General features: G+C 57.9%; 20 protein-coding genes and 3 tRNA genes. 2 read left to right on the forward strand and 21 right to left on the reverse strand.

Annotation, left to right across the window (positions count from 1 at the left end):
• Positions 1-222: 222 nt before the first annotated feature.
• Entirely contained in the window at positions 223-1,059 is an 837-nt protein-coding gene (gene ampE, locus AC1RP7_RS24085; protein ID WP_057716469.1) for a regulatory signaling modulator protein AmpE, read from the reverse strand.
• Entirely contained in the window at positions 1,056-1,616 is a 561-nt protein-coding gene (ampD, locus tag AC1RP7_RS24090; protein ID WP_218495116.1) for a 1,6-anhydro-N-acetylmuramyl-L-alanine amidase AmpD, read from the reverse strand. Before ampD ends, ampE begins: the two co-directional genes overlap by 4 nt.
• 243 nt (positions 1,617-1,859) lie before the next feature.
• Here ampD and nadC point away from each other — a divergent pair, with 243 nt between their 5' ends.
• Positions 1,860-2,708, forward strand: coding sequence for a carboxylating nicotinate-nucleotide diphosphorylase (nadC, locus tag AC1RP7_RS24095; RefSeq protein WP_057716471.1), 849 nt, complete (start codon positions 1,860-1,862; stop codon positions 2,706-2,708).
• Between the two features lie 131 nt (positions 2,709-2,839).
• Here nadC and AC1RP7_RS24100 read toward each other — a convergent pair whose 3' ends face one another.
• The 17 genes from AC1RP7_RS24100 to rlmE form a co-directional block, all read right to left on the reverse strand.
• Positions 2,840-3,145: a DUF6388 family protein gene (locus AC1RP7_RS24100; protein WP_090453044.1), complete on the reverse strand. Its 306-nt coding sequence runs from the start codon at positions 3,143-3,145 to the stop codon at positions 2,840-2,842.
• A 310-nt stretch (positions 3,146-3,455) separates the two neighbouring features.
• A tRNA-Thr gene (locus tag AC1RP7_RS24105) sits at positions 3,456-3,531 on the reverse strand.
• A gap of 139 nt (positions 3,532-3,670) precedes the next feature.
• On the reverse strand, positions 3,671-5,776 hold the full coding sequence (pnp, locus tag AC1RP7_RS24110; RefSeq protein WP_007915263.1) for a polyribonucleotide nucleotidyltransferase: 2,106 nt from the start codon (positions 5,774-5,776) through the stop codon (positions 3,671-3,673).
• Between the two features lie 206 nt (positions 5,777-5,982).
• Positions 5,983-6,252 carry a 30S ribosomal protein S15 gene (rpsO, locus tag AC1RP7_RS24115; protein WP_015093441.1) on the reverse strand — a complete coding sequence of 90 codons (270 nt, stop codon included), beginning with the start codon at positions 6,250-6,252 and terminating at the stop codon, positions 5,983-5,985.
• A gap of 117 nt (positions 6,253-6,369) precedes the next feature.
• On the reverse strand, positions 6,370-7,287 hold the full coding sequence (gene truB, locus AC1RP7_RS24120; protein ID WP_057716473.1) for a tRNA pseudouridine(55) synthase TruB: 918 nt from the start codon (positions 7,285-7,287) through the stop codon (positions 6,370-6,372).
• Positions 7,288-7,290: 3 nt separating this feature from the next.
• Positions 7,291-7,692 (reverse strand): 30S ribosome-binding factor RbfA, encoded by a 402-nt coding sequence (gene rbfA / locus AC1RP7_RS24125; RefSeq protein ID WP_007973108.1) that lies wholly within the window; start codon positions 7,690-7,692, stop codon positions 7,291-7,293.
• Between the two features lie 159 nt (positions 7,693-7,851).
• On the reverse strand, positions 7,852-10,377 hold the full coding sequence (gene infB, locus AC1RP7_RS24130; protein WP_057716474.1) for a translation initiation factor IF-2: 2,526 nt from the start codon (positions 10,375-10,377) through the stop codon (positions 7,852-7,854).
• Between the two features lie 27 nt (positions 10,378-10,404).
• Positions 10,405-11,886 carry a transcription termination factor NusA gene (gene nusA, locus AC1RP7_RS24135; protein WP_007988680.1) on the reverse strand — a complete coding sequence of 494 codons (1,482 nt, stop codon included), beginning with the start codon at positions 11,884-11,886 and terminating at the stop codon, positions 10,405-10,407.
• Between the two features lie 59 nt (positions 11,887-11,945).
• On the reverse strand, positions 11,946-12,404 hold the full coding sequence (gene rimP / locus AC1RP7_RS24140; RefSeq protein WP_007915250.1) for a ribosome maturation factor RimP: 459 nt from the start codon (positions 12,402-12,404) through the stop codon (positions 11,946-11,948).
• Positions 12,405-12,542: 138 nt separating this feature from the next.
• Positions 12,543-12,619: transfer RNA gene (locus AC1RP7_RS24145), tRNA-Met, on the reverse strand.
• A gap of 97 nt (positions 12,620-12,716) precedes the next feature.
• Positions 12,717-12,802 (reverse strand) — tRNA-Leu (locus AC1RP7_RS24150).
• A 22-nt stretch (positions 12,803-12,824) separates the two neighbouring features.
• Complete coding sequence (gene secG, locus AC1RP7_RS24155) at positions 12,825-13,208, reverse strand: preprotein translocase subunit SecG (protein WP_017336473.1); 384 nt, start codon at positions 13,206-13,208, stop codon at positions 12,825-12,827.
• Positions 13,209-13,212: 4 nt separating this feature from the next.
• Positions 13,213-13,968, reverse strand: a complete 756-nt coding sequence (gene tpiA / locus AC1RP7_RS24160; protein ID WP_218494887.1) for a triose-phosphate isomerase — start codon at positions 13,966-13,968, stop codon at positions 13,213-13,215.
• Between the two features lie 66 nt (positions 13,969-14,034).
• A complete protein-coding gene (gene glmM, locus AC1RP7_RS24165) occupies positions 14,035-15,372 on the reverse strand; it encodes a phosphoglucosamine mutase (protein WP_057716476.1) in 1,338 nt (445 codons plus the stop codon).
• A 16-nt stretch (positions 15,373-15,388) separates the two neighbouring features.
• Positions 15,389-16,240 (reverse strand): dihydropteroate synthase, encoded by an 852-nt coding sequence (folP, locus tag AC1RP7_RS24170; protein ID WP_218494886.1) that lies wholly within the window; start codon positions 16,238-16,240, stop codon positions 15,389-15,391.
• An 8-nt stretch (positions 16,241-16,248) separates the two neighbouring features.
• Positions 16,249-18,159 (reverse strand): ATP-dependent zinc metalloprotease FtsH, encoded by a 1,911-nt coding sequence (ftsH, locus tag AC1RP7_RS24175; RefSeq protein ID WP_057716478.1) that lies wholly within the window; start codon positions 18,157-18,159, stop codon positions 16,249-16,251.
• A gap of 199 nt (positions 18,160-18,358) precedes the next feature.
• Positions 18,359-18,991: a 23S rRNA (uridine(2552)-2'-O)-methyltransferase RlmE gene (rlmE, locus tag AC1RP7_RS24180; RefSeq protein ID WP_057716479.1), complete on the reverse strand. Its 633-nt coding sequence runs from the start codon at positions 18,989-18,991 to the stop codon at positions 18,359-18,361.
• A 105-nt stretch (positions 18,992-19,096) separates the two neighbouring features.
• On the opposite strand from rlmE, the gene AC1RP7_RS24185 reads away from it, so the two are divergent.
• Positions 19,097-19,405, forward strand: coding sequence for a YhbY family RNA-binding protein (locus tag AC1RP7_RS24185; RefSeq protein ID WP_007942889.1), 309 nt, complete (start codon positions 19,097-19,099; stop codon positions 19,403-19,405).
• A gap of 9 nt (positions 19,406-19,414) precedes the next feature.
• Here the strand turns inward: AC1RP7_RS24185 and AC1RP7_RS24190 are convergent, their stop codons facing one another.
• Both AC1RP7_RS24190 and greA read right to left on the reverse strand, forming a co-directional pair.
• Positions 19,415-19,819 carry an MFS transporter gene (locus AC1RP7_RS24190; protein ID WP_090457736.1) on the reverse strand — a complete coding sequence of 135 codons (405 nt, stop codon included), beginning with the start codon at positions 19,817-19,819 and terminating at the stop codon, positions 19,415-19,417.
• A 28-nt stretch (positions 19,820-19,847) separates the two neighbouring features.
• On the reverse strand, positions 19,848-20,324 hold the full coding sequence (gene greA, locus AC1RP7_RS24195) for a transcription elongation factor GreA (RefSeq protein ID WP_057716674.1): 477 nt from the start codon (positions 20,322-20,324) through the stop codon (positions 19,848-19,850).
• Positions 20,325-20,326: the final 2 nt, after the last annotated feature.

A 20,326-nucleotide genomic window follows, 5' to 3' on the forward strand; every position in this document is an offset into this window, starting at 1 on the left:
AGCAAGCTCTTCACTGGATGTCTCCCTTCAGTTTCTTATTTTTTTTATTGGCAGGCGCAGACAGAAAGCAGATAGCCACTATTCGACGCTATCTCTGTATAACTTAAATCGGCAGGAGGTTTTGTAACTTAAGGTTAACGACAGAAGTCCGCGAGCGATACGAAGCGAACTCAATGTGGCGAGGGGGCTTGCCCCCTCGCCACATTGGCTCAGACAGCCGGGTTAATGCAGGACCGTCCACAACGCAAACCCGGCATACCAGAGCACCGCCGCACGCAGCAGCAGCGCCCAGATGCGGTCCAGATTGTTGATACCTTCCGCGCCGGTCACCGGCGCCGGAATTTCACCGGCCACCAGCCCGACTTTCACGATCAATTGCGCGGCGCTGATGTTCCAGTTCAGCAGCTCATGCAGCATCACCCGACTGACCGCGACAAAATTGCCGACCAACGCCAGGCTCGCGGCCAGCAGACGCACCGGCAACCAGTCGAAGGCGTGACGCAGTTGCCCGGCGCGCTCGACCACTGCAGGGTTTTTCCCGTGCTCTTCGGCCAGCGCCAGCAACCGATAACTCAGCGCCGCAACCGGACCCAACAGGAAGTACCAGAAAATCACCGCGAAAAAGCTCTGGTAGGCTTCCCACAGCAAATGCCCTTCGACCTGCTCCAGCAGCTGCTCGCCATTGTCTGCGCAGATATCCAGATCGCGCTGGGCGACATGGGCCGCCGCTTGCAGGTCCTCCCGACGCCAGGCATCGCGGAACGGCCCGAGATCGCCCAGTAGATCACCGCGCCCCAGGCTGTAGATGACTACCAGCATATGGATCGGCAACGCCAGCAAGCCGTAGGCCACCGGCTCGATGACGACCAGCAGCAACCCCAGCAACGCCACCGGCAACAAGACCAGTATCGACAGCACCAGCCACGGTCGGTTTGAAAATCGCGGGCTGGCCTCAAGCTTGTTCAGCTCGTGTGTCCAGCCATTGTCACGCTGAACCCGATGGCGCAGGGCCGAGAACTTCTCGATCCACACCGCCAACAGCAACACCAGAAAACTCATCGTCCTTCCTCTTGTGCCAGGGCGGCACGATAGCGTGCCCAGTCGAACGCCGGCCCTGGATCGGTTTTGCGCCCCGGTGCAATGTCGCTGTGCCCGCAGATACGCTCTGTGGTGATTGCCGTGAACGCCTGTTGCAACTGGCGCGTCAGGGCTGTCAACGCGCGGTATTGCGCGTCGGTGAACGGCAGATCATCCGTGCCTTCGAGCTCGATGCCCACGGAAAAATCGTTACAGGTTTCCCGCCCCTCGAAGCTCGAGACGCCCGCATGCCACGCACGCTCAAGGCACGAAACAAACTGGGTAACGGTACCGTCACGTTCGATCAGAAAGTGCGCCGACACCCGCAAGTCCACTATCCCTTCAAAATAGGGATGTTCGGTGACATCCAGACGATTCTGGAAAAACTCCTGCACCTTGCCGGTGGCGAACTGCGCTGGCGGCAGGCTGATGTTGTGGATCACCAGCAGGGAAATTTCGCCTGTGGGGCGCGCATTGAAGTTGGGAGAGGGGCAGACATGCACACCCTGAATCCAACCGCTCGCGGGGTCCAACTGCATACCGATTCCTTCAACGTCGACTGTATTGGCACAGTATGCCGCGATAATCCCCCAGGACGCGATCACTTGCCGCGTTTGAGGTTGTCGATCTCAAACAGGCGTATGTTCGGAATCGACAGCCAACGCCGGCAACGTCAGGGATTCGACCAAATACAGGTGCCAGCGCAAACGTAACGCTCTGATGCCTTGGGTTGGTCGGTGCCATGGCCCTATAATCGAGCCACTTTGTTTGTGGAGTCTGTTATGCCGAATCTACGTCTCGCCGATCTGACCGCCGAAATCGAAGCCAACGTGCGCCGTGCGCTGCATGAAGACATCGGCAGCGGCGATATCACCGCGCAGCTGATCCCGGCCGAACGCCTGGCCAAAGCCACCATCATTACCCGCGACGCGGCCGTCATCAGCGGCACCGCCTGGGTCGATAACGTGTTTCGGCAACTGGACCCGCGGGTGGCGGTGCACTGGCAGGTTGCCGACGGTGAACGGGTGACGCCCAATCAGGTGCTGTTCCACCTCGAAGGCCCTGCGCGCTCACTGCTGACCGGCGAACGCAGCGCCCTGAACTTCCTGCAACTGCTCTCCGGCGTGGCGACCCGCGCGCAATACCTGGCGGACTTCGTGGCCGAGACTCAGGTCAAGCTGCTCGACACCCGCAAAACACTGCCGGGGCTGCGCCTGGCGCAAAAGTACGCCGTGACCTGCGGCGGTTGCCATAACCACCGCATCGGCCTGTATGACGCCTTCCTGATCAAGGAAAACCACATCGCCGCCAGCGGCGGCATCGCGCAGGCCATTGCCGCCGCGCACAAGATCGCCCCGGGCAAACCGGTCGAGATTGAAGTGGAAAGCCTGGATGAACTCAAGGAAGCGCTGGCGGCCGGTGCCGACATCATCATGCTCGACGAACTGAGCCTGGACGACATGCGTGAAGCCGTGCGCCTGAATGCCGGCAAGGCCAAGCTGGAGGCCAGCGGCGGGATCAACGAAAGTACGTTGCTGCCAATTGCACAGACTGGGGTGGATTACATTTCGATCGGTGCGATGACCAAGGATGTGAAGGCGGTCGATCTGTCGATGCGCCTGAGTCTCTGATCACACGTATGTGAGTTGCCAAAACTGTAGGAGCGAGCTTGCTCGCGATGTACCTGAGAGCGCCACGTTTAACCAGTAAACACGCGTTATCGTTAACGAACATCGCGAGCAAGCTCGCTCCTACATGAGTGTCAGACCACCAGATTGTTCATCTCGCAGTACTCTTCCCACTCGACGCCCAACACCTCGGCAGCTTCCTTGTGCAGTTTCAGGCGTTCGGTCTCGTATTCTTCCGGGGTTGATGTGTACTTGAGCGTCAGTTCCCACGGTTGCAAGCCCTGGGCTTCGGCTTCATCCTCGAACGCCCACTGGATCTGGTCTTTCTGATCGTCGGCGGACAAGTCCTTGATCTCGTCCATCAACTCGGGGGCATCCAGCACATACTTCTTCAGCGCTTCTTCGTGTCGGGCTTCCTGGGTCATCTCTTTAACAGTCATGGCGTTCTCGCTGATCTGGGAATGGAAGATGGATCTGGATCTTCAAGGATCTCTCTGACACAAAAAACCGGATCAAGCCCGGTTTATCTGGCCTTCAGAACCATTCTGGATCATCTGAAAACTGCTGGGCGTTGCTCAGGCAGACTCCGAATATAGGACGTTTGGCTGAGGATTTACACGTCTCTTTACATCTCCCCACAAAAAGTTGTGCACACGATGTTTTGATGGCGGCGGGAACATAAATTCAAACAGCGATCAGGACGGCGAACTCGAGAACCTGAGCGGAAAGGTGAAACAAGCGAGGGAGATATGGTGCCCGAGACAGGAATCGAACCTGCGACCTTCGCGTTACGAGTGCGCTGCTCTACCGGCTGAGCTACACGGGCGGTGGGCTAAACCTAGCACCGAGTTTCAGCAACGGCAACGTCGTCAATCAACTCTGTGATCTACAGACAAAAAAATGCCCCACCGTTTTCACGGTGGGGCATTTTTTATAACGTTGAAGCGGTCAGGCGTGAGGCGTGATTAAACGCCCGAAGCCTTGGCTGCCGCCACGTCTTTGATGGACAGCTTGATACGGCCGCGGTTGTCCACGTCCAGTACCAGCACTTCCACTTCCTGGCCTTCTTTCAGGATGTCGGTCACTTTCTCAACGCGAGCATCGCTCAGCATGGAGATGTGAACCAGACCGTCCTTGCCCGGCAGGATGTTGACGAATGCGCCGAAGTCGACGATGCGCTCAACCTTGCCGACGTAGATCTTGCCGATCTCGGCTTCAGCGGTGATGCCCAGAACGCGCTGACGTGCTGCTTCAGCCGCTTCCTTGGTTTCGCCGAAGATCTTGATCGAACCGTCGTCTTCGATGTCGATCGAAGCCTTGGTTTCTTCACAGATCGCACGAATGGTCGCGCCGCCTTTACCGATGACATCACGGATTTTGTCGGTGTCGATCTTCATCGCAATCATGGTCGGAGCGTTGGCCGACAGTTCGGTACGCGACTGGCCAATGATCTGGTTCATCTGGCCGAGGATGTTCAGGCGCGCTTCCAGGGCTTGGCCCAGAGCGATTTCCATGATCTCTTCGGTGATGCCCTTGATCTTGATGTCCATCTGCAGCGCGGTGACGCCTTTGGCGGTACCGGCTACCTTGAAGTCCATGTCGCCCAGGTGGTCTTCGTCACCCAGGATGTCGGTCAGGACGGCGAATTTCTCGCCTTCTTTAACCAGACCCATGGCGATACCGGCAACCGGCGCCTTCATCGGCACACCAGCGTCCATCAGGGCCAGGGAAGCGCCGCAAACGGAAGCCATCGAGCTCGAACCGTTGGATTCGGTGATTTCCGATACAACACGGATGGTGTACGGGAACACGTCAGCGGCAGGCAGCATGGCCGAAACCGAACGACGGGCCAGACGGCCGTGACCGATTTCGCGACGACCAGCGCCACCCATGCGACCACACTCGCCTACCGAGAACGGAGGGAAGTTGTAGTGCAACATGAACGGGTCTTTCTTCTCGCCTTCCAGGGTGTCCAGCAGCTGTGCATCACGGGCAGTACCCAGAGTTGCAACGACCAGAGCCTGGGTTTCGCCACGGGTGAACAGAGCCGAACCGTGGGTTTTTGGCAGAACGCCGACTTCGATGTTCAACGGACGTACGGTCTTGGTGTCGCGACCGTCGATACGTGGCTTGCCGTTAACGATGTTTTCGCGAACGGTGCGGTATTCGATTTCGCCGAAAGCTGCTTTGACTTCGCTGGAAGAAGGCTGGCCTTCTTCACCGGACAGCTTGGCAACGACCTGATCCTTCAACTCGCCCAGGCGAGCGTAACGGTCGGCCTTGACGGTGATGGTGTAGGCCTGGGAGATCGCTTCGCCGAACTCGGCACGGATAGCGCCCAGCAGTTCGGTGGCTTCTGGCGCAGGCGCCCAGGTCCAGGTTGGCTTGGCAGCTTCAGCGGCCAGTTCTTTGACGGCGTTGATCACAACCTGGAACTCGTCGTGAGCAAACAGTACCGCGCCCAGCATCTGGTCTTCGGTCAGCTCTTTGGCTTCCGATTCAACCATCAGCACAGCGTCCGAAGTACCGGCAACGACCATGTCCAGGCTCGAAGCAGCCTGTTGCTCGTAAGTCGGGTTCAGCAGGTAACCGGTGCTTTCGTGGAACGCAACGCGGGCAGCGCCGATCGGGCCATCGAAAGGAATGCCGGAGATCGCCAGCGCAGCCGAGGTACCGATCATCGCAGCGATGTCCGGATCGGTCTTCTTGCTGGTGGAAACGACGGTGCAGACAACCTGCACTTCGTTCATGAAGCCTTCCGGGAACAGCGGACGGATCGGACGGTCGATCAGTCGGGAAGTCAGGGTTTCTTTCTCGGAAGGACGGCCTTCGCGCTTGAAGAAACCGCCAGGGATCTTACCGGCAGCGTAAGTCTTTTCCTGGTAGTGAACAGACAGAGGGAAGAAGCCCTTGCCTGGATCGGCTTGTTTTGCACCGACTACGGTCACCAATACGCTGACGTCGTCGTCAACGGTGACCAATACTGCGCCGGAGGCCTGACGGGCGATACGGCCAGTCTCGAGGGTAACGGTCGACTGACCGAACTGGAATTTTTTGATTACCGGGTTCACGGTGTCCTACCTTCTTTGTGGCTCTTGGGGGAACTGGTTTCTTGCGAAATTCTTGGGCAATGCCGGGAATCGGCCCGACTGGTTTGTCCAGGTGTTACTCAGGCAAAGCAGGTATCCAGATAAAACTTGAGGCTGGGAGCCTGCCATGCGCCGGCGGGAAACCCGCTGGTGCACGACAGACAACCAACCTCTAGCGCAATCGCTTATTAGCGACGCAGACCCAGGCGACCGATCAGAGTCTGATAACGACCCAGATCCTTGCCTTTCAGGTAGTCCAGCAGCTTACGACGCTGGTTAACCATGCGGATCAGACCACGACGGGAGTGGTGGTCTTTACCGTTGGCCTTGAAGTGACCTTGCAGTTTGTTGATGTTGGCGGTCAGCAGTGCAACTTGCACTTCTGGCGAACCGGTGTCACCAACAGCTTGCTGGTAGTCAGCTACGATTTGAGCTTTTTCTTGAACGTCGAGAGCCATGAGGCAATCCTTTTATCAGGAAACTGTTTCAGAAAAACAGTTTCAACAGGCCAGGGACAAATCCCTGTATCTAAAAATGAGTAGTGACCGTGCCTGTTGACAGCCACCCTCGTCCGGTCATTCTGACCGAATCAGTCGACGCGGCGCGATGCGCCCGTCTTCGCTCACTTCACCGATACCGATGAAGCGACCATTGTGATCCTGTACCCGCACCATGCCGAACTTCGGAGCATCCGGGGCACGTACCGGCTGGCCGTTGAGCCAGTAGAACGCACTCGCTTCCGAGAACTGCAACAGTGGCCAATCCAGCAGGCCGCTGTCCGATGGCATCAGGAAACGATCGACCGCTTCGTTGCCGCCTTCGGCATGTACCGCTTCCAGCTCTTCGAGGGTAACAGTCTGCGCCAGGGTGAATGGCCCGGCCTGGGTACGTCGCAGTTCTGCAACGTAAGCGCCACAACCGAGTTGCTCACCGATATCCTCCACCAGGGTACGGATATAGGTGCCTTTGCTGCAATCCACCGCCAGCCGCGCAGTATCTCCTTCGAAGGCCAGCAATTCCAAGCGCGTAATAGTAACAGAACGCGGTTCGCGCTCCACTACTTCGCCTGCACGAGCCAGCTTGTACAGCGGCTGGCCGTCACGCTTGAGCGCCGAGTACATCGGCGGTATCTGACTGATTTGCCCACGAAATTTCGGCAGTACAGCCTCGATATCGGTGCGACCAACGGTCACCGGGCGCTCCTGCAAAACTTCACCTTCGGCATCCGCCGTGGTGGTGGTCTTGCCCAGTTGCGCCAGGGTTTCATAACCCTTGTCGGAATCGAGCAGGTATTGCGAGAACTTGGTCGCCTCGCCGAAGCACAGCGGCAACACGCCGGTGGCCAAGGGATCGAGACTGCCGGTATGACCTGCCTTTTCGGCGTTCAGCAACCAGCGAACCTTCTGCAAGGCCGCGTTGGAGGTAAACCCCAGCGGCTTGTCGAGAAGGATAATGCCGCTGACGTTACGACGGATACGTTTGACCTGAGCCACCGATTACTCCTTGGTGTCTTCGGCTTCTGCCGCAACCGGATGCTGATTGTCTTCAGCCACTGCGCGCTCGATCAATGCCGACAGATGCGCACCACGCACGACGCTTTCGTCGTAGTGGAAGTGCAGCTGTGGAACGCTGCGCAGTTTCATCTCGCGAGCCAACTGCATGCGCAGGAAACCGGCGGCGGAGTTGAGCACCTTGATGCTTTGTGCAATTTCTTCGGCGCTGTCCTGCCCCATCACGGTGATGAAGATCTTGGCGTGACCGACGTCACGGCTGACTTCCACTGCGGTAATGGTGACCAGGCCGACGCGCGGGTCTTTGACTTCACGACGGATCAGTTGTGCCAGCTCACGCTGCATCTGATCGCCGATGCGTTGGGTACGGCTATATTCTTTTGCCATGTCTTGTTACCTGTTACTGCCCCACGGTGAAACCCGTGAGGTCTGAAAGCGGCAAACGCCCGGCCTGACAAAAGCCAGACCGGGCGTTGCGTTTAGAGTCCTGGTGACGAATTGCGCATTTGCATGCGAGGCCCCGTCACGGCTCCTGAAGTGCGCGAGTTAGAGGCTGCGAGCAACCTGCACCTTCTCGAAGACTTCGATCTTGTCACCGACTTTAACGTCGTTGTAGCTCTTCACGCCGATACCGCATTCCATGCCGGCACGTACTTCGGAAGCGTCATCCTTGAAGCGGCGCAGGGATTCCAGCTCGCCTTCGAAGATAACGATGTCTTCACGCAGTACGCGGATTGGACGGTTACGGTGAACAACACCTTCGATAACCATGCAACCGGCGATCGCGCCAAACTTCGGCGAACGGAACACGTCACGCACTTCGGCGATACCCAGGATGTTCTCGCGAACATCGCTGCCGAGCATACCGGTCAGGGCTTTCTTGACGTCTTCGATGATGTCGTAGATCACGTTGTAGTAACGCATATCCAGACCTTCCTGCTCGACGATCTTGCGCGCGCCGGCATCGGCACGCACGTTGAAGCCGAACAGTACAGCGTTGGAGGCCAGTGCCAGGTTGGCGTCGGATTCGGTGATACCACCGACGCCGCCACCCACTACACGCACTTGCACTTCGTCGTTACCCAGGCCGTTCAAGGCACCGTTCAACGCTTCCAACGAACCACGGACGTCGGATTTGAGGACGATGTTGAGCGTCTTCTTCTCTTCCTGGCCCATGTTTTCGAAGATGTTTTCCAGCTTGCCGGCGTGAGCGCGAGCCAGTTTGACTTCGCGGAACTTGCCTTGACGGAACAAAGCCACTTCACGGGCTTTCTTCTCGTCGGCAACCACGCTCATCTCGTCGCCAGCGTCCGGGGTACCGTCCAGGCCGAGAATCTCGACAGGGATGGCCGGACCGGCTTCCTTGATTGGCTTGCCGTTCTCGTCGAGCATGGCACGTACACGGCCATAGTTCGAACCGACCAGGACCATGTCGCCTTGGCGCAGGGTACCGTCTTGAACCAGAACGGTAGCCACCGGGCCACGGCCCTTGTCCAGACGCGATTCAACCACGACGCCACGACCAGGAGCCGACGGAGTTGCAGTCAGTTCCAGGACTTCGGCTTGCAGCAATACGGCTTCGAGCAGTTCGTCGACGCCAGTACCCATCTTCGCCGAGACCGGTACGAACGGAGTGTCACCACCCCACTCTTCCGACGTCACGCCGTGAACCGACAGTTCGCTACGGATGCGATCGAGGTCAGCACCTGGCTTGTCGATCTTGTTCACTGCAACAACCAGTGGCACACCAGCCGCTACCGCGTGCTGGACGGCTTCAATGGTCTGCGGCATCACGCCGTCGTCCGCTGCAACCACCAGGATCACGATGTCGGTCGCCTTGGCACCACGGGCACGCATTGCGGTAAACGCGGCGTGACCAGGGGTGTCGAGGAACGTCACCATGCCACGGTCGGTTTCAACGTGGTATGCGCCGATGTGCTGGGTGATACCACCGGCTTCGCCAGCAGCAACCTTGGCACGACGGATGTAGTCGAGCAGGGAAGTCTTACCGTGGTCAACGTGGCCCATTACGGTCACGACTGGTGCGCGGGAAACTGCCTCGCCTTCAAACTTCAGGGACTCGGCCAGGGAATCTTCCAGGGCGGTGTCGCTGACCAGGGTCACTTTGTGGCCCAGCTCCTCGGCAACCAACTGGGCAGTTTCCTGATCCAGTACCTGGTTGATGGTCGCTGGAGTACCCAGTTTGAACATGAACTTGATGATTTCAGCAGCCTTCACCGACATCTGCTGGGCGAGATCGCCAACAGTGATGGTTTCGCCGATCTTCACTTCGCGCACGACAGGGCCGGTCGGGCTCTGGAAACCGTGGGCGTTGCGCTTCTTCAGCTTGGCCTTGCCGCGACCACCACGACGGAAGCCATCGCTTTCTTCGTCGGTAGTACGTGGGGCAACACGTGGAGCCGGAGCCTTTTCCTTGACCGAAGCACGATGCGGAGCGTTTTTGCGCTCGCCATCGCCGCTACCGCGACGATTGTTGTCGTCGGCACGTGGCTTGTCCGGACGGCGCTGTTCGTCGCGCTTGCGGGTATCGGCCGCAGGAGCTGGAGCAGCCGCCACAACCGGTGCGCTTTCGCGAACTGGCTCGGCCACCGCAGCAGGCGCTGCAACAGGTTCGGCTTGAGCGGTCGGCGCAGCAGCAGGCTGGCGACGCGCTTCTTCTTCGGCGCGACGCTTGGCTTCTTCTTCAGCCTTCTGACGAGCAGCATTTTCTACTGCGCGACGTTCATCCAGTTCACGCTTGCGCTCGGCTTCGATTTCTTCCGGGCTGCGCTGTACGAAGACTTTCTTCTTGCGTACTTCAACGCTGATGCTCTTGCTGCCAGCAACACGCAGGGTGCTGGTGGTTTTACGCTGCAGCGTAATCTTGCGTGGTTCTTCCACTTTCGCCTTGTGGCTGCTTTTCAAGTGAGTCAGCAACGATTGCTTCTCACTGTCAGTCACACTTTCTTCGGCGGCGGTGTGCGGCAGACCTGCCTCACGCATCTGCTGCAACAGGCGCTCTACCGGTGTTTTGACCTCATCGGCCAGTTGTTTCACCGTGACTTGCGTCATGCACTTCTCTCCTCAGGCCGCGCCTAATTACTCGAACCAGTGGGCTCGGGCGGCCATGATCAACTTGCCGGCACGATCATCGTCAATGCCGTCGATGTCGAGCAGGTCGTCAATAGACTGCTCGGCCAGGTCTTCGCGGGTAATTACGCCGCGCACCGCCAGTTCCATCGCCAAATCCTTGTCCATACCCTCAAGCGAGAGCAGGTCTTCGGCCGGATGGGCGTCTGCCAGCTTTTCCTCAGTAGCGATGGCTTTGGTCAACAAGCGATCCTTGGCACGAGCGCGAAGCTCGTTGACGATTTCCTCGTCAAAGCCGTCGATGTTGAGCATTTCTTCCAACGGTACGTAGGCAATCTCTTCCAGGCTGGTGAAGCCTTCATCAACCAGCACCTGAGCCAGTTCTTCGTCGACTTCCAGCTCGTCGATGAAGTTGCGCAGGATGTCGCCGGTTTCTGCTTGCTGTTTAGCCTGGATGTCCGATTCGGTCATCACGTTCAGGGTCCAGCCAGTCAACTGGCTGGCCAGACGCACGTTCTGACCACCGCGACCGATGGCCTGAGCCAGATTGTCTGCGCCAACGGCGATGTCCATTGCGTGGGCATCTTCGTCAACGATAATTGCCGCAACCTCGGCCGGGGACATGGCGTTGATCACGAACTGAGCCGGGTTGTCGTCCCACAGGACGATGTCAACACGCTCACCGCCCAACTCACCCGACACTGCCTGGACGCGCGAACCGCGCATACCGATGCAAGCGCCCTGCGGGTCGATGCGTTTGTCCTTGGAGCGAACGGCGATCTTGGCGCGCGAACCCGGATCACGGGACGCAGCCATCACTTCGATCAGGCCTTCGGCAATTTCCGGCACTTCGATGCGGAACAACTCGATCAGCATTTCCGGCGCGGTACGCGACAGGATCAACTGCGGGCCGCGGTTCTCGGTGCGGATTTCCTTGAGCAGCGCACGCAGACGCACGCCAACCCGGAAAGTTTCGCGAGAAATGATGTCTTCACGGGCCAGCAACGCTTCAGCGTTGTTGCCCAGATCAACGATCACGTTGTCGCGGGTAACTTTTTTCACGGTGCCGGAGATGATTTCACCCAGGCGCTCGCGGTAAGCGTCAACAACCTGAGCGCGCTCGGCTTCGCGAACTTTCTGCACAATGACTTGCTTGGCAGTCTGTGCGGCAATGCGGCCGAACTCGATGGACTCGATCTTCTCTTCTACGACGTCACCGACCTTGGCGCCAGGATGCGTTTCAGCAACCTTGCTCGGCCAGGTTTCGATGGCCGGATCGTCCAGGTCTGCTTCTTCGACGACCGTCCAGCGACGGAATGTCTCGTATGCACCCGTGTGGCGGTTGATTTCCACACGCAGATCAACTTCGTCTTCAAAACGCTTTTTGGTAGCAGTGGCCAAGGCCAGCTCCAGCGCTTCAAAAATCACGTTTGCCGGTACGCCCTTTTCATTGGATACCGACTCAACAACCAGCAGTACTTCTTTGCTCATCGTACGCCTCGCCTTTCGCAAGCCATTGGATCCGCGGGATCCGCAGTATCTGGCACGCCTCAGTCAAAACTGGGAATAATGTTGGCCTTGTCGATCATATCGATCGGCAACAGGAACTCATGGTCATCTACCTGCACCACGACATCCTGCTCTTCTACGCCGCGCAGAAGGCCCTGAAAGTTGCGTCGTCCTTCAAAAGGCGAGCGCAGCTTGATCTTCACTTGTTCACCGGCAAATTTTGCAAACTGCTCAAGAGTGAACAGAGGGCGTTCCATGCCAGGCGAGGAAACTTCAAGGGTGTACTCAACGGAGATTGGATCTTCAACATCCAGCACACCGCTGATCTGACGGCTGACGATGGCGCAATCGTCCACCAGCACGCCGCCTTCTTTATCGATATAAACGCGCAACATCGAGTGACGACCCTGAGCCGAAAACTCGATACCCCAGCATTCATAGCCTAGGGCCACGACCACCGGGGCCAGCAAGGCCTGCAACTCTTCTAGCTTGCTCGACACCTGAACCCCCTAGTGCATGTATGTGCATGCTATGCAAAATAAAAAAATGGGCGAAACGCCCATCCTTGAAACGCCGTCGAACAGCGGCGTTGAAAGTGTCCAGCTAACAAAAAGCCCCTTAAAAGGGGCTCCTTAAACTGGTTGCGGGGGCCGGATTTGAACCGACGACCTTCGGGTTATGAGCCCGACGAGCTACCAGACTGCTCCACCCCGCGACAAAGCTGGGGCGGAAGTATACGACCGATCCCCTACAGGGTCAATGTAACCTTCCACCTGCAAGAAAGCCCGCAACAGCGGGCTCTCCTGACTAATTGGTACCGAGAAGGGGACTCGAACCCCTACACCCTATGGGCACAACCACCTCAAGGTTGCGTGTCTACCAATTCCACCACCTCGGCAATACTACGTTTGAAACCCTTCTTACTTCTGCTCTTGAGCTGGAGGCACGTCAGTCGCTGGAGTAGCCGACTTTTGCTCTTGAAGCACCGGGACATCATCAGAAGCCGGTTGTTGCTTTGGAACTTCCAGTACCGCTGGATTTGGGAGACCTACTTGAGTCAGCTGGTGAGCCTTCTCTTTAGCAAAGTAACCTAACCCCAAGCTGGTTATGAAAAAACCTGCGGCAAGTATAGCAGTAAACTTACTAAGAAAGGTAGAGGAACCTTGGCTTCCGAACACAGTATTTGAAGCACCTGCTCCGAAAGACGCGCCAGCATCCGCACCTTTACCCTGCTGCAGCAAAACCAGAGCTACTACGCCCAATGCACCCAGCAGATGAAAAACGACTACGACTGTTTCCAGCATTTTTTCAGTTTCCCGCGGCGCGACAGATCGCACCGAACTCATCTGCATTCAGGGAAGCCCCACCAATGAGACCCCCATCGATATCCGGCATGCCGAACAGTTCGACCGCATTGGCCGCCTTCACGCTGCCGCCGTATAGAAGCCGCACACCTTGTGCGACTTCAGAATTCTCTGCCGCCAACTGGGCGCGAATGGCTGCGTGCACATCCTGCGCCTGTTGCGGCGTTGCAGTCAGCCCCGTGCCAATGGCCCAGACCGGCTCGTAAGCGATCACTGCCTTGGCAAAGGCACCGACACCCAGCTCCTCAATGATACTGCCAAGCTGACGCGAGACAACCTCAAGAGTTTTTCCGGCTTCACGTTGCTCCAGGGTCTCCCCTATGCACAACACCGGAGTCAAGCCACATGCCTGTGCCGCTGCGAACTTGCGGATCAGCATTGCGTCCTGCTCCCCCAGAATCTGGCGGCGCTCGGAATGCCCGACAAGCACCAGGGAACAACCTGCATCCACCAACTGACTCGGTGCAACTTCACCGGTCAACGCACCTTGTCCGGATTCCACCGCAGAATTCTGCGCGCCGACCGAAATCGACTTTCCTTCCAGGCCTTCAATCACTTGATTGATATGCAGGAAAGGCGGGAATACCGCAACATCAACACTGCTCGGCAAGGCCAAGTCACGAAGGCCGTTGATCAGCTCTGCGACGCTGGCGCGGGTACCGTGCATCTTCCAGTTACCAGCTACCATAGGGCGACGCATGCTGTACCTCGTCGGTCAAAGTGGGCGCAGATGTTACCCAACACAATCATGGCTGGCAAGCCGAATTCAGGCAGAAACTTCAGTAACCAGTTTTGCCAGCTCTTCGGCATACCCACGAACCTGCGTTTCGTCTTCGCCTTCGACCATCACACGCACCAGCGGCTCGGTTCCGGATTTGCGCAACAGCACACGCCCGCGACCTGCCATGGCCTTGGTCACACGCTCGCTGGCCTCCTTGACCGACGGATGCTCGAGAGGGCTTGCGCCGCCGCCGAATCGCACATTGATCAGCACCTGAGGACACTTGCGCAGCGCCTGCCGCGATTGCGCCAGACCTTCGTCACGCCTGCCCAGCGCCATCAACACCTGCAGCGCCGCAATAATTGCATCGCCCGTGGTGGTGTGGCTGAAGCACACGATGTGCCCGGAGTTTTCACCACCCACGATCCAGTTGCGCTCCAGCAGCTCGGCAATGACATAGCGGTCACCGACATTGGCGCGCACCAATGGAATACCCAGATCCGCCAAGGCCAGCTCCAGCCCCAGGTTACTCATCAGGGTTCCGACCACGCCGCCCTGCAGCTTGCCGCGCTCATGCAGGTCACGGGCAATGATGAACAGCAATTCGTCGCCGTCCACCACCGCTCCCGTGTGATCGACCATCTGAACGCGATCACCGTCACCATCGAAGGCAATGCCCAGATCAGCCTTCTCGGCCACAACGGCAGCCTGCAGCGACCCCATATGGGTCGAACCGCAATTGTCGTTGATGTTCAATCCATTCGGCTGCGCCGACAATACGACGACTTCAGCGCCCAACTCGCGGAACACGCTCGGCGCCACTTTGTAGGTCGCACCATGGGCGCAGTCGATCACAATCTTGAGGCCGGTAAAGCTGGTACCGGTCGGCACACTGCTCTTGCAGAATTCGATATACCGACCCGACGCGTCATTGATTCGCGACACCTTGCCGATCTTGCTCGACTCAACCACAGTCATTGGGGTATCGAGCAGCTCTTCGATCATGTGCTCGACTTCATCCGGAAGCTTGGTGCCCTGGCCGGAGAAGAACTTGATGCCATTGTCATCATGCGGATTATGTGACGCACTGATGACGATGCCTGCCTCGGCATGGAAAGTGCGCGTCAGGTAGGCGATTGCCGGAGTCGGCATCGGCCCCAGCAGCATCACATCGGCACCTGCCGACGTCAGCCCCGCTTCAAGCGCCGACTCAAACATGTAGCCGGAGATTCGGGTGTCCTTGCCTACCAATACCTTGCAGGCGCCCATCTTGCGGAAAGCCATGCCTGCAGCCCAGCCGAGCTTGAGCATGAAATCAGGAGTAATCGGGTACTCACCGACACGCCCACGAATACCATCGGTGCCAAAATATTTTTTGCTCATAAGTGCTCCTTCATTCTTATTCGGCTGATTCCACTGCGGCGATCATCCGCACCACATCCACTGTTTCGGCTACATCATGGACGCGCAATATACGCGCACCTTTCGCCAAAGCCAGCGCCGCGAGCGCCAAACCACCATACAGCCGGTCTCCCACCGGACGATTCAATGCCTGACCAATCATGCTCTTACGCGAAACCCCGACCAACAGGGGCCGCCCCAAGACATGCAGGGCTTCCATATGTTTGAACAAACTCAGATTGTGCTGCAAGGTTTTGGCGAAGCCAAAGCCGGGATCAAGAATGATCCGCTCGGCTGGAATACCCGCCAATGAACACTGATGCATGCGCTCGGCGAGAAACTCGCCGACCTCCCGGGTGACATCCTGATACTGCGGATTGTCCTGCATATCGCCCGGCTCGCCCAGCATGTGCATCAGACAAACCGGCAGCCCGGTGGCAGCAGCAGCATCCAGGGCACCATCGCGTCGCAACGAACGCACATCGTTGATCAGGCCCGCACCCAGGCGCGCTGCTTCTCGCATGACGGCAGGCGTTGAGGTGTCGACCGAGATGATCACATCCAGCTCGCGATTGATGCGCTCGACGATGGGGGCTACGCGCTCCAGCTCTTCGAGTGGAGACACAACCCTGGCACCAGGGCGGGTGGACTCGCCACCGACGTCGATCAGCGTCGCGCCGGCCGCCACCATGGCTTCGGCGTGGCGCATGGCCGCGTCAAGCTGGCTGTATTGGCCACCATCGGAGAAAGAATCAGGGGTGACATTGAGAATACCCATGACATGCGTCTGGGCCAAATCAAGAACCCGGTTGCCGCAAGGCAACCGGGTCGAGGACTGAACAGAAGTCATTTAAAACCTTATACGTCAGCAGCAGGACCGCCGATCGGTGTTTCCGGACGCTCGTCCTGCACCACCGGAGGGGTGCCGGAAGTACCCGTGCCACCCGACCAGTCGCGCGGCTCGCGAGGTGTACGACCCGCCATGATGTCGTCGATCTGCTCGGCATCGATCGTTTCGTACTTCATCAAGGCATCGGCCATCGCATCGAGCTTGTCACGGTTGTCCGTGAGAATCTGCTTCGCCGTGCCATAGCACTGATCGATGATGCTGCGCACTTCGGAGTCGATCAGCTTGGCCGTCTCACCAGAGAAGCTTGCACTCTGACCGCCACCGCCGCGACCGAGGAACACTTCACCCTCTTCTTCGGCGTACATCAACGGACCGAGCTTTTCCGAAAGACCCCACTTGGTCACCATGTTCCGCGCAATCTGGCTGGCGCGCATGATGTCGTTGGAGGCACCGGTGGTCACGCCATCGAAGCCCAGGGTCATTTCTTCAGCGATACGACCGCCGTACAGCGAGCAGATCTGGCTGATCAACGCACGCTTGGACAGGCTGTAACGATCTTCTTCCGGCAGGAACATGGTCACACCCAGCGCACGACCGCGCGGGATGATCGACACCTTGTACACCGGATCATGCTCAGGCACGACACGACCTACAATGGCGTGACCCGCTTCGTGATAAGCCGTGTTCTGCTTTTCTTTCTCGGACATGACCATGGATTTGCGCTCGGCGCCCATCATGATCTTGTCTTTCGCCAGTTCGAATTCTTTCATCTCGACGATGCGCTTGCCGGCACGGGCAGCGAACAACGATGCCTCGTTCACCAGGTTCGCCAGGTCAGCACCGGAGAAGCCTGGAGTACCACGAGCGATCACGGCCGGGGCAACGTCGTCGCCCATCGGCACTTTACGCATGTGAACCTTGAGAATCTGTTCGCGACCACGGATGTCCGGCAGACCAACTACAACCTGACGGTCGAAACGGCCCGGACGCAGCAGTGCAGGGTCCAGAACATCGGGACGGTTGGTCGCGGCAATCACGATGATGCCGTCATTCATCTCAAAGCCGTCCATCTCAACCAGCAATTGGTTGAGCGTCTGCTCGCGCTCGTCGTGACCACCACCCATGCCAGCACCACGATGGCGACCGACCGCATCGATTTCGTCGATGAAGATGATGCATGGAGCGTGTTTCTTGGCCTGCTCGAACATGTCGCGAACACGGCTGGCACCCACGCCGACGAACATTTCGACGAAGTCGGAGCCGGAAATGGTGAAGAACGGTACCTTGGCTTCGCCGGCGATGGCCTTGGCGATCAAGGTTTTACCGGTACCCGGAGGCCCCACCATCAGCACACCACGAGGAATGCGGCCACCGAGGCGCTGGAATTTGCCCGGATCGCGCAGGAACTCGACCAGTTCACCGACTTCTTCCTTGGCTTCGTCGCAACCGGCAACGTCAGCCAGGGTCGTCTTCACCTGATCTTCGGAGAGCAGGCGCGCCTTGCTTTTGCCGAAGCTCATCGGCCCGCCCTTGCCACCGGCACCGCCCTGCATCTGCCGCATGAAGAACATGAACACGGCGATGATCACCAGGATCGGGAAGCTGGCAACCAGAAGCTGAGTCCAGATGCTTTGCTGTTCAGGCTGCTTGCCTTCGACCACGACGTGGTTATCCACCAGGTCGCCGATCAGGCCATTGTCCTGGATCGCCGGGCGAATGGTCTTGAAGCTGTCGCCATCGTTGCGCTTGCCGGTAATCACGTAGCCATCAACCGCTACGCGCTCGACCTTGCCATCCTTGACCTGCTGGATGAAGTCGGAATAGTTGAGGGTCTGCGGCTCGTTAGGGCTGGAGAAGTTGTTCATCACCGTCACCAGGACAGCCGCGATGATCAACCACAGGATCAGATTCTTTGCCATATCGTTCAATTAACTACCCTCTGAAGCAAGCTCCGCTACTGGCGCGCGCTTCGCATGATATTCACCGGCCTAACTTACTACATTACCTACAACTTGGCAGGCGCCGTCTGTAACCCTTTGTGAAACACTTCCTACACAATATTCGCTAATTCTGACAAGGCGTAATACAAAAATCCTATCGCCTTGATCGAAAATTCACTCAACTCTCACTGCGTCCGCGGAAACCACGGCCCAGCAGGTACTGCTCGCGAGAACGGTCGCGCGACGAAGTCGGCTTGCGCATCTGCACCTTCTCGAACTGCTGGCGAACGCTCTTGTGGAACTCGTCGAAACCTTCGCCCTGGAAGATCTTGATCAAAAAATCACCACCGGGCTTGAGCACCCGAGTCGAGAGATCCAGTGCCAACTCGCACAGGAACATCGCTCGCGGCATGTCCACGGCTGGTAGTCCACTCATATTGGGGGCCATATCGGAAATCACAAGGTCTACTTCCTTATTTCCGACGGCATCGAGGATCTGGGCCAGCACGGCATCCTCGGTAAAGTCGCCCTGAATGAAGGTCACGTCCGGGATGCTGTCCATTTCCAGAATGTCAGAAGCGATCAATGTCCCCTGCCCACCAATCAGACGACTGGTCACCTGGGACCAGCCACCAGGGGCCGCTCCAAGGTCGATTACGCTCATGCCCGGGCGGATCAGACGGTCCTTTTCCTGGATCTCCAGCAGTTTGTAGCTGGCGCGGGAACGATACCCGTCTTTTTGTGCCATTTTGACGAATGGGTCGTTGAAATGTTCTTTCAGCCAGTTAAGGCTTGTCTTGGAACGGGCCACGGGCCACCTCGAAAATAAAACGGGTCGTGATTAACTGGGCGGTCCCGGACTCGCTCGGGTAAACTGGCCGCCGCTTTTTACAAGATCAGACGCAGGGGTCAGATTATGCCGCTCACTCAAGAGCAGAAGAAACAGTACAAATCCATTGGCCACCATCTGAAACCGGTTCTGATTGTGGCAGACAATGGTTTGACTGAAGGTGTGTTAGCCGAACTCGAACGCGCATTGGCGGATCACGAGCTGATCAAGATCAAGCTCAACATCCTCGATCGCGAATCGCGCCTGGCGTCCATTGCAGAGCTCTGCAAGGTCGGCAAAGCGGATCTGGTCCAGGTCATCGGCAAGATGGCACTGATCTACCGCAAGAACTTCAGCGTCAACAAGCAGCTGTCGAACGTCCATCGCTTCAAGTGATGGCAAGGGTCAAGGGTGTGCTTCGCGCACCCTGCCACTCCATCCCGGCATCGGCTGCAACACCAGCACCAGCCCGGTAAAGCCCAGAACAAGATAGCTGAACGCCTGCCAACGCACGGCATCCGGCCAGCCGAAACGCACCACGAAGTACATCGCGCACGCATACAGCGCCATCAACAGCAGTTGCCCGCGAATATCGCGCCATAGACTGACAAGGCCCTCGGCCTTAACCAGCACCAAAGCCTGCAATATCACACACGCCGTAGCGAATCCCACTACCAGCGTATTGAGCATGCCTGCGATTTCATCGATCAGCAGCGGTGCCAGGCCAATTCGTCCCAGCACCGGCAAAAGACCGACGTGCAACAACCACAAGCCGCCGACCCACAACATCTGGGTCAGCTGCCAAAGCATGACGCCCGCACGAAACGGGCGCCGGCCTTCAGACGTGGCGAACTTCGACAATCTCGTACTCGATAACGCCACCAGGCGTTTTGACTGCAACCACATCACCCTCTTCCTTGGCAATCAAGGCGCGGGCAATCGGCGAGCCGACAGAGATCTTGCCGAGCTTGATGTCAGCCTCATCCTCACCAACGATCTGGTAAGTCACGCTTTCATCGGTTTCGACGTTGGCGATTTCGACGGTTGTGCCGAAAATCACCTTGCCGCTGTGAGGAATGGTCGTCACATCGATGATCACCGCATTCTGCATGCGACCTTCGATATCACGGATCCGCGCCTCGACCATACCTTGCTGCTCACGGGCAGCGTGGTATTCGGCGTTTTCCTTCAAGTCACCCAACTCGCGGGCCGTACCGATGTCCTGGCTAAGCTTCGGACGAACGACCTTGGTCAGGTGAGTGTGCTCTTCTTCCAGGGCGCGAGCGCCCTGAACGGTCATTGGGTACTTCGTTATGC

The sequence above is a fragment of the Pseudomonas sp. GW822-FHT01E03 genome (assembly GCF_058802985.1).

Coding starts and splice junctions, on each gene's coding strand:
- ampD (WP_218495116.1), bottom strand. CDS start 1,616: ATGCAGTTGGACCCCGCGAGCGGTTGGATTCAGGGTGTGCATGTCTGC.
- rbfA (WP_007973108.1), bottom strand. CDS start 7,692: ATGGCAAAAGAATATAGCCGTACCCAACGCATCGGCGATCAGATGCAG.
- tpiA (WP_218494887.1), bottom strand. CDS start 13,968: ATGCGTCGCCCTATGGTAGCTGGTAACTGGAAGATGCACGGTACCCGC.
- AC1RP7_RS24100 (WP_090453044.1), bottom strand. CDS start 3,145: ATGACTGTTAAAGAGATGACCCAGGAAGCCCGACACGAAGAAGCGCTG.
- rpsO (WP_015093441.1), bottom strand. CDS start 6,252: ATGGCTCTCGACGTTCAAGAAAAAGCTCAAATCGTAGCTGACTACCAG.
- folP (WP_218494886.1), bottom strand. CDS start 16,240: ATGACTTCTGTTCAGTCCTCGACCCGGTTGCCTTGCGGCAACCGGGTT.
- secG (WP_017336473.1), bottom strand. CDS start 13,208: ATGCTGGAAACAGTCGTAGTCGTTTTTCATCTGCTGGGTGCATTGGGC.
- glmM (WP_057716476.1), bottom strand. CDS start 15,372: ATGAGCAAAAAATATTTTGGCACCGATGGTATTCGTGGGCGTGTCGGT.
- infB (WP_057716474.1), bottom strand. CDS start 10,377: ATGACGCAAGTCACGGTGAAACAACTGGCCGATGAGGTCAAAACACCG.
- nadC (WP_057716471.1), top strand. CDS start 1,860: ATGCCGAATCTACGTCTCGCCGATCTGACCGCCGAAATCGAAGCCAAC.
- ampE (WP_057716469.1), bottom strand. CDS start 1,059: ATGAGTTTTCTGGTGTTGCTGTTGGCGGTGTGGATCGAGAAGTTCTCG.
- ftsH (WP_057716478.1), bottom strand. CDS start 18,159: ATGGCAAAGAATCTGATCCTGTGGTTGATCATCGCGGCTGTCCTGGTG.
- AC1RP7_RS24185 (WP_007942889.1), top strand. CDS start 19,097: ATGCCGCTCACTCAAGAGCAGAAGAAACAGTACAAATCCATTGGCCAC.
- nusA (WP_007988680.1), bottom strand. CDS start 11,886: ATGAGCAAAGAAGTACTGCTGGTTGTTGAGTCGGTATCCAATGAAAAG.
- AC1RP7_RS24190 (WP_090457736.1), bottom strand. CDS start 19,819: ATGCTTTGGCAGCTGACCCAGATGTTGTGGGTCGGCGGCTTGTGGTTG.